The sequence below is a fragment of the Buttiauxella sp. WJP83 genome (assembly GCF_027594725.1).
GTDB lineage: Bacteria > Pseudomonadota > Gammaproteobacteria > Enterobacterales > Enterobacteriaceae > Buttiauxella > Buttiauxella selenatireducens.
This window is the reverse complement of sequence record NZ_CP110080.1, coordinates 1453033-1469580: the sequence shown is the minus strand read 5'-3', so window position 1 is coordinate 1469580 and position 16548 is coordinate 1453033. Positions and strand designations below refer to the sequence as shown.

Annotated in this window: 14 protein-coding genes; 10 read left to right on the top strand and 4 right to left on the bottom strand. The window is 49.7% G+C overall.

The features are described from left to right. Positions 1 to 21: 21 nt before the first annotated feature. The 6 genes from mepS to yejF all read left to right on the top strand — a co-directional run bounded on the left by mepS (position 22) and on the right by yejF (position 8125). Positions 22 to 588: a bifunctional murein DD-endopeptidase/murein LD-carboxypeptidase gene (gene mepS / locus OH773_RS06875; protein ID WP_183269953.1), complete on the top strand. Its 567-nt coding sequence runs from the start codon at positions 22 to 24 to the stop codon at positions 586 to 588. Positions 589 to 831: 243 nt separating this feature from the next. Next, positions 832 to 2418: a cyclic di-GMP phosphodiesterase gene (locus OH773_RS06870; protein WP_270144211.1), complete on the top strand. Its 1587-nt coding sequence runs from the start codon at positions 832 to 834 to the stop codon at positions 2416 to 2418. Positions 2419 to 2597: 179 nt separating this feature from the next. After that, positions 2598 to 4406 (top strand): extracellular solute-binding protein, encoded by a 1809-nt coding sequence (locus OH773_RS06865; RefSeq protein WP_270144209.1) that lies wholly within the window; start codon positions 2598 to 2600, stop codon positions 4404 to 4406. 8 nt (positions 4407 to 4414) lie between these two features. After that, the gene (locus tag OH773_RS06860; RefSeq protein WP_270144207.1) at positions 4415 to 5512 is read left to right on the top strand and encodes a microcin C ABC transporter permease YejB; all 1098 of its coding nucleotides are present in this window, start codon (positions 4415 to 4417) and stop codon (positions 5510 to 5512) included. Then, a complete protein-coding gene (locus OH773_RS06855; RefSeq protein WP_270144205.1) occupies positions 5509 to 6534 on the top strand; it encodes a microcin C ABC transporter permease in 1026 nt (341 codons plus the stop codon). Before OH773_RS06860 ends, OH773_RS06855 begins: the two co-directional genes overlap by 4 nt. A gap of 1 nt (position 6535) precedes the next feature. Beyond that, complete coding sequence (yejF, locus tag OH773_RS06850; RefSeq protein WP_270144203.1) at positions 6536 to 8125, top strand: microcin C ABC transporter ATP-binding protein YejF; 1590 nt, start codon at positions 6536 to 6538, stop codon at positions 8123 to 8125. Between the two features lie 16 nt (positions 8126 to 8141). On the opposite strand, the gene OH773_RS06845 is transcribed toward yejF, so the two are convergent. The 3 genes from OH773_RS06845 to rsuA all read right to left on the bottom strand — a co-directional run bounded on the left by OH773_RS06845 (position 8142) and on the right by rsuA (position 10755). Further along, positions 8142 to 8486, bottom strand: a complete 345-nt coding sequence (locus tag OH773_RS06845; protein ID WP_183269960.1) for a YejG family protein — start codon at positions 8484 to 8486, stop codon at positions 8142 to 8144. A gap of 349 nt (positions 8487 to 8835) precedes the next feature. Next, positions 8836 to 10032, bottom strand: coding sequence for a Bcr/CflA family multidrug efflux MFS transporter (locus tag OH773_RS06840; protein WP_270144201.1), 1197 nt, complete (start codon positions 10030 to 10032; stop codon positions 8836 to 8838). Between the two features lie 15 nt (positions 10033 to 10047). Beyond that, positions 10048 to 10755: a 16S rRNA pseudouridine(516) synthase RsuA gene (gene rsuA / locus OH773_RS06835; RefSeq protein WP_270144200.1), complete on the bottom strand. Its 708-nt coding sequence runs from the start codon at positions 10753 to 10755 to the stop codon at positions 10048 to 10050. A 188-nt stretch (positions 10756 to 10943) separates the two neighbouring features. Here rsuA and OH773_RS06830 point away from each other — a divergent pair, with 188 nt between their 5' ends. Together OH773_RS06830 and rplY are read left to right on the top strand one after the other, a co-directional pair. Then, positions 10944 to 12704 (top strand): DEAD/DEAH box helicase, encoded by a 1761-nt coding sequence (locus OH773_RS06830; protein ID WP_270145712.1) that lies wholly within the window; start codon positions 10944 to 10946, stop codon positions 12702 to 12704. Positions 12705 to 12830: 126 nt separating this feature from the next. Continuing rightward, positions 12831 to 13115 carry a 50S ribosomal protein L25 gene (gene rplY / locus OH773_RS06825; RefSeq protein WP_183269964.1) on the top strand — a complete coding sequence of 95 codons (285 nt, stop codon included), beginning with the start codon at positions 12831 to 12833 and terminating at the stop codon, positions 13113 to 13115. 49 nt (positions 13116 to 13164) lie between these two features. Here rplY and yejK read toward each other — a convergent pair whose 3' ends face one another. Then, the gene (gene yejK, locus OH773_RS06820; RefSeq protein ID WP_270144199.1) at positions 13165 to 14172 is read right to left on the bottom strand and encodes a nucleoid-associated protein YejK; all 1008 of its coding nucleotides are present in this window, start codon (positions 14170 to 14172) and stop codon (positions 13165 to 13167) included. A 262-nt stretch (positions 14173 to 14434) separates the two neighbouring features. Between yejK and OH773_RS06815 the strand changes: the two genes are divergently transcribed. Together OH773_RS06815 and yejM are read left to right on the top strand one after the other, a co-directional pair. Further along, positions 14435 to 14662: a YejL family protein gene (locus tag OH773_RS06815; RefSeq protein WP_034458713.1), complete on the top strand. Its 228-nt coding sequence runs from the start codon at positions 14435 to 14437 to the stop codon at positions 14660 to 14662. Positions 14663 to 14681: 19 nt separating this feature from the next. Beyond that, the gene (gene yejM, locus OH773_RS06810) at positions 14682 to 16445 is read left to right on the top strand and encodes an LPS biosynthesis-modulating metalloenzyme YejM (RefSeq protein ID WP_270144198.1); all 1764 of its coding nucleotides are present in this window, start codon (positions 14682 to 14684) and stop codon (positions 16443 to 16445) included. Positions 16446 to 16548 lie beyond the last annotated feature (103 nt).

The window sequence follows — 16548 nt, the reverse complement described above, 5'->3', positions numbered from 1 at the left end:
CATCAAGGGATAACAAACATAATGGTCACATCTCAGCCTATTTTGAGATATATCTTGCGGGTAATTCCCGCCGTTGCTGTGGCAGTGATGCTGTCAGCATGTAGTTCGACAAACACCGCAAATATGCATTCTGAGACGCATGCAGTCGGCAATAAAGATGGTTTTTTACTGCAAGCTTCTCAGGATGAATTCGAAGAGATGGTCCGTAATGTAGATGTGAAATCACGTCTCATGGATCAATATGCAAGCTGGAAAGGCGTTCGTTATCGCCTTGGTGGCAGCAATAAAAGCGGTATTGATTGTTCTGCATTCGTGCAGCGTACATTCCGCGAACAATTTGGTTTAGAGTTGCCTCGTTCAACTTCTGAACAACAGGATTCAGGTAAATCGATTTCACGTAATAAATTACGTACTGGCGATTTAGTTCTGTTCCGCGCAGGTTCAACCGGTCGACATGTTGGTATTTATATCGGCAATAATCAGTTTGTGCATGCTTCCACCAGCAGTGGTGTGACGATTTCAAGCATGGACGAGCCGTACTGGAAGAAGCGCTATAACGAAGCACGACGCGTACTGAGCCGCAGTTAATGCGGTTCTTGCAAACAGTTACTCCCTTGGCTGTTTGCAAGACAACACTTCGACGAGACAAGAAACGCTGTTTTATACAGCGTTTTTTATTGCCTGAATTTCATTAAGTGCAATAAATAAACGATTCCCAAATGATTATAACTTTCGTTCGAAACTTTATGACTCAATGACAGTTTTTGAGTTATAGTCCAAAAAAATACAAATAAACAACCAGTCTCTTGCGCTTGCAGGAACCCGTTATCCATGTTTTCTAAAAATATATTTTCACGCTACTTTACCTCAGTACGGCAAATAGTCACCTTCAGTATTTTGGCGGGATGTCTTGCCGCGCTACTGATTGGTGGTATGACCAGCCTGGCATTGCACAGTAAGCGTGAGACGGGTTATGACACACTCACTGAAGACGTACGAACTTATCTCAATGCCTTTTTCGATGAGCTTGAGTCCACAGTCACCAGCATTCAACCGTTAACTCTCTCTGATTGCCATCAAGTCTCAAGTGAACTGACTTCGCGTGCCGCCTTTAATGCCAATATCCGCGCCTTTGTATTAGTCCGTAACGATGAAGCCTACTGCTCATCAGCAACCGGAAGCATGTTGATGGGCATGGACCAGTTGGTGCCTGATATCAACATCAATGAAAATATCGACCTGACTATTATGCAAGGCACGCCGATGGTGCCAGGTAAGCCGACTATTGCCGCGTGGTTCAAAAATCCCGTAATGGAAGGCCGGGGAATATTCACCACCCTGAATGTCAATCTCACCCCCTATTTATTATTCACCACACGCCAGAATGATCGGGTGTCGATGGCCATTATCGCGGGCGATAAAGCGCTAACAACGATATCCAACAACGTGATGAACGTGTCAGAGCTCCCCACTCACCCTACTCGCGTCATCTCTATTCCGGGTTATCCCATTAAGATAGAACTGTACGGTGAAACCTGGCCTGTGGAAGACATTCAAATTTCCATTCTTACGGGTTTAGTTTTCGGCATTCTCTGCGGCGCATTGTGCGCCTATTTTTTGACAGTGCGCTTACGCTCAGGCAAAGAGATCCTGACCGGTATTAAACGCGGGCAGTTCTATGTGGTGTATCAACCGGTAGTGAATGCCAAAGAGCTAAAAATGTCTGGTGTCGAAGTGTTGATGCGTTGGAATCATCCTATTGCTGGCCCTATTCCTCCGGATGCGTTTATCGCCTTTGCAGAAGCCCAGCAGTTGATTGTTCCCCTCACCCGCCACTTGTTTGAACTGATTGCGCGTGATGCCAAAAAGCTCCAGCATGTTTTACCGCCTGGTGCACGACTTGGTGTTAACCTGGCGCCCAGCCATTTGCACTCCCCAACTTTCAAAGAAGATATTCAAGCTTTTGCCGCCTCGTTGTCACCCCATCATTTCCAGCTCATTTTTGAAATTACCGAACGCGATATGATTAAGGAAAACGAAGCCAGTTGCCTGTTCTCCTGGATGCATGAGCAAGGGTATGAAATTGCTGTCGATGACTTTGGTACCGGGCACAGTGCGCTTATCTATCTCGAACGCTTTAAGCTGGACTATCTCAAGATTGATCGTGGCTTTGTTAACTCGATTGGCTTAGAGACCGTCACCTCTCCGGTGCTCGATGCCGTGCTTACGCTGGCACGCAAACTCAGCATGACCACCGTTGCGGAAGGCGTTGAAACCCGCGAGCAAGCCAAATGGTTGATTGACCAGGGCGTGAATTATTTACAGGGTTACTATTTCGCCCGCCCTCTGACTCTTGTGCAATTGCAGGAATGGGAAAACCAGCAAAAAGATTACGATGAGTTGGTTATCCGCCGTTAATTTCTCTGTCTGACAACCAATATCCACTGCCTGCAAAGATGCAGCTTGAAGTATCACGTGCTTAACTTATGATTTACCATCATGACGTTATAATGCGGTGGTACGTTACCTGGATATTGATATTGTTTCGGGATGAAACAATAAGGTAATCTCCTCCCTGACAAGGAATGACCTATACGATGTTTTCCCGCACCCTCGCCCTACTGAGCCTTTGCCTGATTGCTGCGTCAAGTCAGGCTGAAAACATCAAGGAAAGCTATTCCTTTGCCGTTTTAGGTGAACCTAAATACGCCGTCAACTTCACGCAGTTTGATTACGTCAACCCGGCGGCACCAAAGGGTGGGAACATCACACTGTCGGCGATTGGCACCTTTGATAACTTCAACCGTTATGCACTACGTGGCAATCCTGGTGTACGCACCGAAGCATTGTATGACACGCTTTTTACCACCTCAGATGATGAGCCAGGCAGCTATTACCCACTGATCGGCGAAATGGCGCGCTACCCTGGCAATTTTGCCTGGGCTGAAATCGAAATTAATCCGCGTGCCCGTTTTCATGATGGGACGCCCATCAAAGCCAGTGATGTCGCTTTCACTTTTAATAAATTCATGACTGAAGGCGTGCCGCAGTTTCGCCTGGTTTATAAAGGTGCAAAGGTGCGAAGCATCTCGCCTTTAACGGTGCGTATCGAACTGGCAGAACCCAGTAAAGAACGGATGTTAGGGTTATTCTCGCTTCCGGTATTTCCTGAAAAATTCTGGAAAGATCATAAGCTCAGCGACCCACTGTCTGCACCTCCTCCAGCCAGCGGTCCGTATAAAATAACGGCATGGCGCATGGGCCAGTACATTACTTACTCTCGGGTCAGTGACTATTGGGCTGCCAATTTGCCGGTAAACCGTGGCCGCTGGAATTTTGATTCTATCCGTTACGATTACTATCTCGATGACAATGTCGCTTTTGAAGCCTTTAAGGCCGGAGCCTACGATTATCGTCTCGAAGTCAGCGCAAAGAACTGGGCGACGCGTTATACCGGAAAGAACTTTGCGAATCGTTTCATTGTAAAAGAAGAGCAACCCAACGATGCCGCTCAGGACACGCGCTGGCTGGCGTTTAACATCCAACGCCCTATCTTTGAGGACCGAAAAGTTCGTGAAGCGATTGGCCTGGCGTTTGATTTTGAATGGATGAACAAAGCGCTGTTTTATGGCGCATACAATCGGGCAAACAGTTATTTCCAGAACACGGAATATGCCGCGCGAGATTATCCAAATGCTGATGAGCTGACTATTCTGGCCCCCATGAAGAAAGATTTACCACCAGAGGTATTTACCACTATCTACAACCCACCAAAATCGCGCGGGGATGGTTTTGACCGTAACAATCTGCTCAAAGCCCTGAACTTGTTGAAAGAGGCGGGGTGGGAACTAAAAGACCAAAAACTCGTCAATGTTAAAACAGGTAAACCGTTAAGTTTCGAGTTATTGATTGGCTCCAATGGCAACACACAGTGGGTTTTACCGTTCCAGCATAATTTGCAACGGCTGGGTATCACGATGGAGGTTCGCCAGGTGGATAACTCGCAGCTTACCAACCGCCTGCGTTCTCGCGATTACGACATGATGCCAACACTGTACAGCGCCATGCCTTATCCCAGTGCGGATGTGCAAATTTCGTGGGCTTCGGAATACGTCGACTCGACTTACAATGCGCCGGGAGTGAAAAGCCCGGTGGTCGATAAACTGATTTCTCAAATTGTGGCTCATCAGGGTGACAAACAAAAACTGCTACCATTGGGGCGCGCGCTAGACCGGGTACTGACATGGAATAATTACATGATTCCGATGTGGTACATGGCAGCAGACCGCTTCGCCTGGTGGAGTAAATTCTCCAAACCGGCCATTCATCCGTTATACACCTCAGGCTTTGACACCTGGTGGTATGACGTCAACAAAGCCGCTCAATTACCGGCAAACCGGCGTTAAGGGTATCTATGGGAAGCTATCTGTTACGTCGTTTGCTGCTGATAATCCCGACACTATGGGCAATTATCACCATCAATTTTTTCATCGTACAGATTGCACCTGGTGGCCCTGTAGATCAGGCGATCGCGGCGATTCAATTTGGCCATGGTTCTGGAGTCCCCGGTTTGGCGACGGACTCTATGGGAAGCGGTCATGCCCGAGTCGGTGTCGGAAATGTTGGCGACAGCCAGTACCGCGGCGCTCGTGGCCTTGACCCGGAAGTCATTGCAGAAATCACTCACCGCTACGGTTTCGATAAACCGATTCATGAACGCTACTTCAAAATGCTCGGGGATTATCTGCGTTTTGATTTTGGCGACAGCCTATTCCGCAGCGCTTCCGTTCTGCATCTGATTAAAGATAGCTTGCCGGTGTCTATCTCAATTGGTTTGTGGAGCACCTTAATTATCTACATGGTGTCGATCCCGCTCGGTATCCGAAAAGCCGTCAGCAATGGCAGTGCTTTTGATGTCTGGAGCAGCACGTTTATTATCATTGGCTACGCGATCCCTGCATTCTTGTTCGCTATCTTGCTGATTGTGTTGTTTGCTGGCGGCAGTTATCTGGACTGGTTCCCGCTGCGTGGCCTGGTATCGACGAATTTCGATACCCTGCCGTGGTACGGCAAGATCATGGATTATCTCTGGCACATTACATTGCCGGTGTTGGCAACCGTGGTCGGGGGCTTTGCGACCTTGACGATGTTGACCAAAAACTCGTTTCTGGATGAAATTCGCAAGCAATACGTGGTCACTGCGCGAGCCAAAGGGTTGGATGAACGTAAAATTCTCTATCGCCATGTGTTCCGCAACGCAATGCTGTTAGTGATCGCCGGTTTTCCTGCCACGTTCATCAGTATGTTTTTTACCGGCTCGTTGCTTATCGAAGTGATGTTCTCGCTAAACGGACTGGGCTTGCTGGGATATGACTCGACCCTTTCCCGCGACTATCCGGTGATGTTTGGGACCTTGTACATTTTCACCCTGATTGGCTTGCTGCTGAATATTCTGAGCGACATTACTTATACGCTGGTTGACCCACGTATTGATTTCGAGGGCCGTGGATGAGCCATTTAAGTCCTGTTAATCAAGCCCGCTGGGCACGGTTTCGGCATAATAAACGCGGCTATTGGTCGTTGTGGATTTTCGCCATTCTTTTTTTACTCACTCTGGGTTCAGAACTGATTGCAAACGATCGCCCGTTGGTCGTGCATTATCAGGAACGTCTCTATTTCCCGTTTATTGCCAATTACAGCGAAAGTGATTTTGGTGGCCCTCTGGCGACACCTGCGGATTATCAGGATCCATGGCTTGCAGAACGCCTGAACCAAAAAGGATGGGTGGTGTGGGCACCGATCCGCTTTGGCTACAATGCAATTAACTTTGCCACCACTGTCCCCTTCCCTTCCCCCCCGAGCAGTCAAAACTGGCTTGGGACTGATGCCAACGGCGGTGATGTGCTGGCGCGGATTTTGTATGGCACGCGTATTTCCATTCTGTTCGGCCTGATGTTGACGATTTTATCCAGCGTCATTGGAATACTGGCCGGCGCAGTACAAGGTTATTACGGCGGACGAGTGGATTTGTGGGGCCAGCGTTTTATTGAAGTGTGGTCGGGGATGCCGACACTCTTTCTCATCATTCTTCTTTCAAGCGTCATCCAGCCGAATTTCTGGTGGCTACTCGGTATTACGGTTCTGTTTGGCTGGATGGGTCTGGTCGGCGTGGTGCGCGCTGAGTTTTTGCGTACTCGCAACTTCGATTACATTCGGGCAGCCCAGGCAATGGGCGTGAGTGACGGGTCGATAATTATCCGCCATATGCTCCCCAACGCCATGGTCGCTACGCTGACATTTTTGCCCTTTATTCTTTGCGGTTCGATTACCACCCTTACCTCGCTGGATTTCCTCGGTTTCGGCTTACCACTCGGCTCACCGTCACTGGGTGAATTGCTGTTGCAAGGCAAAAATAATCTTCAGGCTCCGTGGCTTGGCATCACCGCGTTCCTCTCGCTGGCCATCTTACTGACACTCCTCATTTTTATTGGCGAAGCCGTGCGTGACGCCTTCGACCCAAGCAAGGTGTACTGAGATGACAACTCCATTGCTGTCCATCAATCATCTGTCTGTCGCCTTCCGTAGCGGTAATATCGTCCGGCAAGTGGTGGACGATTTATCCCTTGAAGTGAATGCCGGTGAAACGCTGGCGTTAGTCGGGGAATCGGGTTCCGGGAAAAGTGTTACTGCGCTATCAGTGCTGCGTTTGTTGCCTGCTCCGCCGGTGATTTATCCGTCAGGGGAGATTTTTTTTAAAGGCCAGGAATTGTTGCATGCGCCTGAACGCACGCTGCGCAGCGTGCGTGGTAATAAAATTGCCATGATTTTTCAGGAACCGATGGTTTCGCTTAATCCACTGCACAATATCGAAAAGCAGCTTTACGAAGTGTTATCGCTCCATCGGGGGATGCGTCGGGAAGCCGCTCGCGCTGAAATGCTGACCTGTCTTGACAGGGTAGGTATTCGCAACGCGGCGAGCCGTTTGACTGACTTCCCGCATCAGCTTTCTGGGGGAGAGCGCCAACGCGTGATGATTGCCATGGCGTTGCTGACGCGCCCGGAATTACTGATTGCCGACGAGCCCACAACAGCATTGGATGTCACGGTTCAGGCGCAGATCCTGCAATTGCTGAAAGAACTCAAACAAGAGCTGAATATGGGCCTGCTCTTTATCACTCATAACCTGAATATCGTCAAAAAGCTGGCTGATAACGTTGCCGTGATGCGTAACGGAAAATGCGTTGAACAGAATTCGACAACCCTATTGTTAGCTGCACCGCAGCACCCTTATACCCAACAATTGTTGGCAGCAGAACCAGCGGGGACTCCGCGCCCGGTCGATGAAACCAACGCGCCGCTATTAACGGTTCATGATTTACAGGTCGCTTTCCCGATTCGCCGCGGGCTACTGAGGAAAACGGTGGGTTACCACTATGGGATAAAAAATCTGAGTTTTTCGCTGCGTGCGGGTGAAAGCATCGGGCTGGTTGGGGAGTCAGGTTCGGGGAAAAGTACGACGGGGCTTGCGCTGTTACGTCTTATTCACTCCAGCGGAGAGATTTGGTTTGACGGTAAACCGTTGCATGACCTTAATCGCAAAAAACTGCTGCCGCTGCGAAACCGTATACAAGTGGTCTTCCAGGACCCCAATTCGTCGCTCAATCCGCGGCTCGATGTTTTGCAGATCATTGAAGAGGGTTTGCGCGTCCATCAGCCTGCGTTAAGTTCGGCTGAACGTGAGCAGAAAGTGATCGTCGCTATGCAAGAAGTGGGGTTAGATCCGCAAACAATGCACCGCTATCCGGCTGAATTTTCAGGCGGGCAAAGACAGCGCATCGCTATAGCCCGTGCACTCATTCTACAACCGGAATTGATTATTCTGGATGAGCCGACGTCATCTCTTGACCGTTCAGTGCAAGCGCAAATTCTGGCATTGCTGAAATCGTTACAAGAAAAGCATCAGTTGGCCTACATTTTTATCAGCCATGATCTTCGCGTGGTGAAGTCGTTGTGCCATCAGATTGTGGTACTGCGGCAGGGAGAAGTGGTCGAGCAAGGGGCATGTCAGCAGATTTTCGCTGCACCTCAGGCGGAATACACACGCCAGTTACTTGCGCTTGCCTGACACGCAGGTTTTACCGTCAAAAAGGATTCGCGCTGGAGAAAGACTCCGCAATGGCAACGCCAAAATTTTTCAGTCGGCACGTTGCGGCAAGTTCATCCTGGCGATTGACGAACAAGCACGGCTCGCCTTCACATTCCACAACAGAACAATCCACTTCAATATCTCGCAAGGCCAGGCTTAGCTTGTGCATCGTCGGCCATGCGGCATCGCTGGTGTCGCTCAGCAATTTTAGACCAATCAAGCAATTTTCAGCATTCGGCCCATTTTGCGGAATCGGTTCAACTCTGGAGCCTGCAAAACCCGCCAGCCAACGATACCTGTGCGGTAAACGATGAACGATGGAAAGTTGTAACGTATTCACTATGGTATTCCCCTGGAAAAACTCAAAATATTTTCACAAACGATTTACATGAAGGTTAACACAATGTTGATGATTTGTGTGTAAACACAACTGAAAACCGCCTACATCCGTTGTAATTATTTGTCTACCATTTCATTTTTAACGTTTTACTTTTGTGGTGCTGCACACGTTTCGGCGCTATATGTAACGCTTTCTTCGATCTAACTCAACCTTTTTAACTACAAGAATATGACTTTTTGTTGTTGATGCGTTTACATTTGAGAAACAAATTGTAGGCATTCGAAGGGAATTTTCGTTGATTTAGATTAAAGAACGGGTATCTGGCGATACCCGTTTTTACACTTTAGGATTAATTAGTGGCGAGTCGGGGGCGGCTGGCGTAGAGATAGAAAACGATGGAGCATGTTGCGCACACCGCAATCGACCAAATCATTGGCCACGCGGAGTTAAAAGTTGCGATAGATAACAGCGCACCGGTTAATGCACCGATACCAAAGCGGAACGTGCCCGCCAGCGAAGACGCCGTCCCTGCCATATGGGGAAATTCATCAAGAATGACCGCCATCGCATTTGACGACACCATCGACACACAGCCAACAAATACGGCTATGCCCAGCACCATTGACCAAAAACCTAACCCCAGCCCTGTGCTCACGACCAGCCAGATTGCCATGGCAAATTGCACAAACAACCCGAAGCGGAACATCGCCAATGGACCAAAACGGCGCACGAAGCGGCTGTTAATCAGTGTCATCACGATCAAAAACACGATGTTAAGCGCAAAGTAGTAACCAAAGTGCTGCGGCGCGACATGATTGAGCTCGATGTAAACAAATGGCCCGGCGCTCAAAAATGAGAACATCGCCGCAAAGCTAAAGCCACTCGCCAACATATAGCTCAGCACACGTTTGTGGCGGAACAGTGTTGCGAAGTTGCCTATCGTGGTGCGCAAATGAAACTTCTGCCGCCGTTCTACCGGTAGCGTTTCATGGATCAGGAAGAAAATCATCGCTGATGCAAGCAGTGCGGCCAGCGCCAGAATCCAAAAGATGGCGTGCCAGCTAAACCACACCAGCACCGCCCCACCGACCATTGGCGCGACCAGCGGCGCAATCGTCGTGATCAGCATGACAAACGACATCATGCGTGAAAACTCTTCTTTTGGATAAATATCACGCATCAAAGCATTGATAACGACACTTGCGGCAGCCGCAGCAAGACCATGCAAGAAGCGCATCGCAATCAGGTGATCAATGGTTTGTGAAAGCGCACAAGCAATCGCCGCTGCCGCAAAGATTAACGTACCACCGAGCACAACTGGCTTGCGGCCAATACTATCAGCCATCGGGCCATAAAATAGCTGACCAATAGCGAAGCCAAGAATATATGTACTTAGTGTCATTTGCGCGCTGCCTGCTGGCACGCCAAATTCCGAGGCGATGACCGGTAACGCTGGCAGATACATATCTATTGATAAGGGCATCAACATGGCCAGCAGGCCAAGTATCACCACAATACCGATTGACGAGTTTTGCTTACTGCTCAACACATCCTCCTGAAATCAACGTGGCGGCATGCCGACGCTTGCAATTTCTTCTTCAGTCAATGGACGATATTCACCCGGCGCGAGATCCGCATCCATGGCAATGGCACCAATACGTTCACGGTGCAAGCCAACAACATGGTTGCCCACGGCCGCGAACATGCGTTTTACCTGGTGATAACGCCCTTCGCTGATGGTCAGACGGACTTCCTGCGGGGTAATGACTTCAAGTACCGCAGGCAGCGTCAGATCTTTTTCATTATGCAGTTGAACTCCGGCAGCGAATTGTTCTGCCGTGTCATCGGAGATCGGATTCTCAAGGCTGACTAAATAGGTTTTTTCGCAATGATGGCGCGGAGAAGTAATACGGTGTGACCATTGGCCATCATCGGTCATCAGCACAAGGCCAGTGGTGTCGATATCCAGACGCCCGGCAGCGTGCAGTTTATGCGCCATCGGCTCATCCAGAAAATACAGCACGGTTGGATGATCCGGGTCTTCGGTGGAGCAAACATACCCCTGCGGCTTATTAAGCATAAAGTAGCGAGGGCCATTTTGCTGAGTCAACGAACGACCATCAAACTCAACCTGATGTTCAGGGTTCAGTTTGAAAGAGGCGTCACGCACAACTTCACCATCAATGGTGACACGGCTCGCACGGATTTCACGGCCAGAAATAGCACGGCTCACGCCAAGCTGCTGAGAGATAAATTTATCGAGTCGCATTAAAATATTGCCTGTTTCAAAGAGGTGCCAGCACGAAATGGCCGACAGGGCATAAGCCCGTTTACAAGTGGTAAAAATCGTTCGCCTGTTAATTAGTTTGCCAGTATAGCGGTAACAAAAACTCTCTCAAGGTAAAACGCTTACCATGGCATAATTGAACGCGTTATTTTTCTTCAGACTGAGTGATGATGCCCTTTACCTTACGCCCCTACCAACAAGAAGCTGTAGACGCCACCCTGCACTATTTCCGCAAACACATTACGCCCGCGGTAATTGTGTTGCCTACGGGGGCAGGGAAAAGTCTGGTCATCGCCGAACTCGCCCGAGTGGCACGTGGGCGCGTATTGGTGCTGGCGCATGTCAAAGAGTTAGTCGCACAAAACCACGCTAAATATTGTGCGCTTGGACTGGAAGCCGACATTTTTGCAGCGGGTCTGCAACGCAAAGAGAGCCACGGCAAAGTGGTTTTTGGCAGCGTACAATCGGTGGCGCGCAATCTGGAGCAGTTCCACGGTGAGTTTTCCTTGCTGATTGTTGACGAATGCCATCGCATCGGCGACTCCGACGACAGCCAGTATCAGCAAATCCTTGCCCATTTACGCACGGCAAATCCTAAGCTGCGTCTGCTCGGATTGACCGCTACACCTTATCGTCTTGGGAAAGGCTGGATTTACCATTTTCACTATCACGGCATGGTCCGGGGTAACGAAAATGCCCTGTTCCGTGACTGCATATATGAACTCCCACTGCGCTATATGATTAAGCACGGCTATTTAACGCCACCTGAACGGCTTGATATGCCCGTCGTGCAGTACGATTTCAGCCGTTTGCAGGCGCAATCTAACGGTTTGTTCAGCGAAGCGGATCTTAATCGCGAGTTAAAACAGCAAAAGCGCATAACGCCGCACATCATCAGCCAGATTGTTGAGTTTGCGACCGACAGACGCGGCGTAATGATTTTTGCCTCGACGGTTGAACATGCGAAAGAAGTCACCGCGCTGCTGCCCGCAACCGATGCGGCACTGATTACCGCCGATACCCCTGGCCCTGCGCGCGATACGTTAATAGAAGCATTTAAGAACCAGCAATTTCGTTTTCTGGTCAACGTTTCGGTGCTCACCACCGGTTTTGACGCTCCTCATGTCGATTTGATTGCTATTTTACGGCCGACCGAGTCCGTGAGTCTGTATCAGCAAATTGTGGGTCGTGGGTTGCGTCTGGCTCCGGGAAAAAAAGATTGTTTGATTCTGGATTACGCGGGTAATCCTCATGATTTATTCACCCCTGAAGTCGGGGCCGCGAAAGGCAAAAGCGACAATGTACCCGTGCAGGTATTCTGTCCATCCTGTGGTTTTGCCAACACGTTCTGGGGCAAAACCACCAGCGATGGCACATTGATTGAACATTTTGGCCGCCGCTGCCAGGGGTGGTTTGAAGATGACGAAGGGACGCGTGAACAATGCGATTTCCGCTTCCGCTTCAAAAATTGCCCACAATGTAATGCTGAAAATGATATTGCCGCGCGCCGCTGCCACCAGTGCGACCAGGTTTTGGTCGATCCTGATGATATGTTGAAAGCTGCATTGAAATTAAAAGATGCGCTGGTGCTGCGCTGTGGTGGCATGACGCTGCAACATGGCGGTGATGACAAAGGCGAGTGGCTAAAGATTACCTACTTTGATGAAGATGGCGCGGATGTCAGCGAGCGATTCCGCCTGCAAACACCCGCCCAGCGAATGGCGTTTGAACAGATCTTTATTCGGCCACACAGCCGTACCCCCGGCGTGCCGTTACGCTGGATAAACGCCGCGGATGTCGTGGCACAGCAGTCCGCTCTTCGTCATCCAGATTTTGTCGTTGCGCGTAAGAACGGCAACTTCTGGAACGTGCGCGAAAAGGTATTTGATTACGAAGGCCGCTTCCGCCGTGCGAATGAATTGCGCGGCTAAAGGTACTTTTCATTGAAGCCAGGGTCAGATATGGCTATAATCCCGCCCGCTTTTGCATCCGCAAGGCAGATCACTTACCTGTTGCTGGGTCGCCTGTAACAGGATTATTTAAGAGAGAAACAGTTAATGTTTACTATCAATGCAGTAGAACGCAAAGAGCAGGGCAAGGGTGCGAGCCGCCGCCTGCGTGCAGCTAACAAATTCCCGGCAATCATCTATGGTGGTTCCGAAGCTGCGATCTCTATCGAACTGGATCACGACAACGTAATGAACCTGCAAACTAAACCAGGTTTCTACGAAGAAGTTCTGACTCTGGTTGTAGACGGTAAAGAAGTTAAGGTTAAAGTTCAGGCTGTTCAGCGTCACCCGTTCAAGCCAAAACTGAGCCACATCGACTTCGTTCGCGCTTGATCGCGAATTTAGCTCGAAAAAAAACCCGCCTCGGCGGGTTTTTTTATGGTTACTTACCAGAGCTCCGGCGCTGCAACTGATCGCGCAGATTCGGCGGTGTGCCTTTAATGGTCAGCGTATCGGTCGCGGGATCCCAGAAAATGCGTTCGCCTAATAACATCGAATCAAAGCTAATCGTCAACCCACCACCGCTACCGGCGAATTTGGTTAACTGACGCAACGTACTACGGTCAGCCGGGAAACTCTCTTCCAGCTCATAGCCTTTATCAGCAGTGAACTGCTGGAAGTTTTTATCATCAACTGCCCACGGCAACTCATCCGCAAGTGAAGAAAGCTCGATCTCTTCTCCCGCCTGGAGCTGCTCATTGCAATACGCATAAACCTGCTGACGCGCAGCCTGACGCTCGTTTTTATCCAGTTGCGCTTCGTTAGTGAAATCATCTAACGCCTGCAACAGGCCCTTGTTTTGCGCTTTGGCGTTCAAACCTTCGCTGGCACCCAGGAAATCCATAAAGAAATCGGCCACTTTGCGCCCTACTCGCCCTTTCAGGAAAGTCAGGTAACGAGTGGATTCAGGATTGGTTTCCCATTCGGTCAAATCAATACGCGCCACGATATCTGCGTGGTTGATGTCCAGATAATGGGTGGAACTGATATCCAGCTCTTCGTTGACACGCATGCTGCTTAAATTATTCAGCACCGCCACCAGCAAATATTCCACGGCCAAATAACGGTATTGGCAAAACAGCACGATGCCGCCGTCAGCAAAAGGATACTTCGCCAGCTCATCACGTAAGCGCCCCGTCGCAGCACGACTGAACGCCAGGAAATCCTCTTCGCCTTTACGCTGCGAGCGCAACGCTTCCGCTAATTCACTCTCTTCGCTGAACAGACCATATGCTTTATTTTTTGCACTGTAGACGCGGTGCAATTCGGCCATCATTTCTTCTACGGCGCCGTTCGTTGCCAACAGAGAATCGCGCAGCACAACTTCAAGTGTCTGTTCGCCGCGTTTGATCAACTGGTGTAAGGCAATCTGGTTGATATCCAGACTCATGATAAACTCTCCTTTTAGACTCGGCGGTATTCAACCATTGCCAGAAGCCTTCTGCAACATCTCCATCCCCTAAATAATTTGAGGCTCAGGAAGGCGGCAATTGAGTAAATCCCGATGAGCTTACCTTAGTAAGTGATTCGGGTGAGGGAGAGCAGCCAACGCACCTGTGACTCAAAGTATGACGGGGAGATAAAAAAGCAGAAAAATCGCGCCTGCTACGGTAAGATAACGCCCTTTCCCGATTCTAATTGATTGTTAATTTATGCCACAAATATCCCGTTATAGTGACGAACGCGTCGAAGAACTGTTGAGTGAACTGGCAAGCGTGCTGGAAAAGCACCAAACGCCAACCGATCTTTCCCTGATGGTACTGGGAAATATGGTCACCAACCTGATTAATACCAGCGTAGCTTCTGCTCAGCGTCGCTCGCTGGCTCGCTCTTTCGCTGAGGCGTTGCAAGCCTCCGTGAGCGAAGACAAAGCTCATTAAGGGATCGTAGTTACACGTTATGGTGACTAACCGTCAGCGCTACCGCGAAAAAGTTTCCCAGATGGTCAGTTGGGGACATTGGTTCGCCCTGTTCAATATCCTGCTGGCAACGCTGCTGGGTAGCCGCTATCTGTTTGTCGCCGACTGGCCGACAACGCTCACGGGTCGTATTTATTCCTGGTTGACGGTTATCGGCCATTTCAGCTTTGTGGTCTTCGCCACCTATTTGCTGATCCTCTTCCCGTTGACGTTTGTTGTGATGTCACAACGTTTGATGCGTTTTGTCTCTGCAGCGCTTGCCACCGCAGGTATGACGCTGCTGCTTATCGACAGTGAAGTCTTTACTCGTTTCCATCTCCATCTTAATCCGATTGTCTGGGAACTGGTGATTAACCCAGACCAGAGTGAGATGGCACGAGACTGGCAGCTGATGTTTATCAGCGTGCCGGTGATTTTACTGATTGAAATGCTGTTTGCGACCTGGAGTTGGCAGAAACTGCGCAGCCTCGGGCGTCGCAGGCACTATGCAAAACCGGTCGTCGTGCTGTTCTTTGTCGCCTTCTTCAGCAGCCACATTATGTATATCTGGGCAGATGCGAATTTCTATCGCCCGATTACCATGCAGCGCGCGAACCTCCCACTTTCTTACCCGATGACGGCCCGCCGCTTCCTCGAAAAACATGGCCTGCTGGATGCGAAAGAGTACCAGCGCCGCCTCGTGGAACAGGGTAATCCTGAAGCCGTTTCGGTACAGTATCCGCTGAGTGACCTGCAATTCCGCGATATGGGAACGGGCAGTAATGTATTGCTGATTACTGTCGATGGTCTGAATGCCGAACATGCACAGAAAGATCTGCCGAATCTGAGCCAATTCGCAAGCAACAACATTAACTTCACGCAGCATATGAGCGCGGGTAATGGTACCGATAACGGCATCTTTGGCCTGTTCTATGGTATCTCGCCGGCCTACATGGACGGTGTTTTATCCTCCCGCACCCCTGCGGCATTGATTACGGCATTGAACCAGCAAGGCTATCAATTGGGGCTTTTTGCTTCCGATGGCTTCGATTCTTCAATGTATCGCCAGGCTTTGTTATCTGACTTCTCTTTGCCTTCTGCGCAAAGCCAGTCTGACGCACAAACTGCTTCGCAATGGATTAACTGGCTGACTCAATACGCCTCTGACGATAACCGCTGGTTCTCCTGGGTTGCCTTTAATGGCACCAACATCACGGCAGACAGCAATCAGCAAGCCTTCACGCGTCGCTATACCCGTGCGGCAGGTAACGTTGATGAGCAAATTAAACGCGTGCTGGATGCGTTGGAAGCTTCCGGAAAACTCCAGAATACGGTGGTGATCATTACCGCAGGTCACGGTGTACCACTGGGTAAAGAGCAGGATTCTTTCGCCTGGTCGCGCTCGCGTATTCAGGTACCTCTGGTTATTCATTGGCCGGGTACTCCAGCGCAAAACATCGCAAAACTCACCGATCATCAGGATGTGATGACCACGTTGATGCAACGTCTGCTGCACGTCAAAAACCCAGCGAATGAGTATTCACAAGGTGAAGACCTGTTTGCTGCAACTCGACGTAATAACTGGGTAGTGGGTGCGGACAATAATAGCCTTGCGATTACTTTGCCGACCATGACGTTAGTGCTCGATAACAACGGCAACTATCGGATGTACGATTTGAAAGGCGAAACCATCAAAGAAACCAAGCCACAGCTGGGTTTATTGCTGCAAGTCCTGACCGACGAGAAACGCTTCATCGCCAATTGATTGTTTATTTATGAACCAGTTAGCAACGTGTAATCTTGCAAACAATGGCAAAATAGGTAGTATTATTTTTCAGTCGGCACGTAGCGCAGCCTGGTAGCGCATC

Coding starts and splice junctions, on each gene's coding strand:
- mepS (WP_183269953.1), top strand. CDS start 22: ATGGTCACATCTCAGCCTATTTTGAGATATATCTTGCGGGTAATTCCC.
- OH773_RS06870 (WP_270144211.1), top strand. CDS start 832: ATGTTTTCTAAAAATATATTTTCACGCTACTTTACCTCAGTACGGCAA.
- OH773_RS06865 (WP_270144209.1), top strand. CDS start 2,598: ATGTTTTCCCGCACCCTCGCCCTACTGAGCCTTTGCCTGATTGCTGCG.
- OH773_RS06860 (WP_270144207.1), top strand. CDS start 4,415: ATGGGAAGCTATCTGTTACGTCGTTTGCTGCTGATAATCCCGACACTA.
- OH773_RS06855 (WP_270144205.1), top strand. CDS start 5,509: ATGAGCCATTTAAGTCCTGTTAATCAAGCCCGCTGGGCACGGTTTCGG.
- yejF (WP_270144203.1), top strand. CDS start 6,536: ATGACAACTCCATTGCTGTCCATCAATCATCTGTCTGTCGCCTTCCGT.
- rsuA (WP_270144200.1), bottom strand. CDS start 10,755: ATGCGACTCGATAAATTTATCTCTCAGCAGCTTGGCGTGAGCCGTGCT.
- OH773_RS06830 (WP_270145712.1), top strand. CDS start 10,944: ATGCCCTTTACCTTACGCCCCTACCAACAAGAAGCTGTAGACGCCACC.
- rplY (WP_183269964.1), top strand. CDS start 12,831: ATGTTTACTATCAATGCAGTAGAACGCAAAGAGCAGGGCAAGGGTGCG.
- yejK (WP_270144199.1), bottom strand. CDS start 14,172: ATGAGTCTGGATATCAACCAGATTGCCTTACACCAGTTGATCAAACGC.
- OH773_RS06815 (WP_034458713.1), top strand. CDS start 14,435: ATGCCACAAATATCCCGTTATAGTGACGAACGCGTCGAAGAACTGTTG.
- yejM (WP_270144198.1), top strand. CDS start 14,682: ATGGTGACTAACCGTCAGCGCTACCGCGAAAAAGTTTCCCAGATGGTC.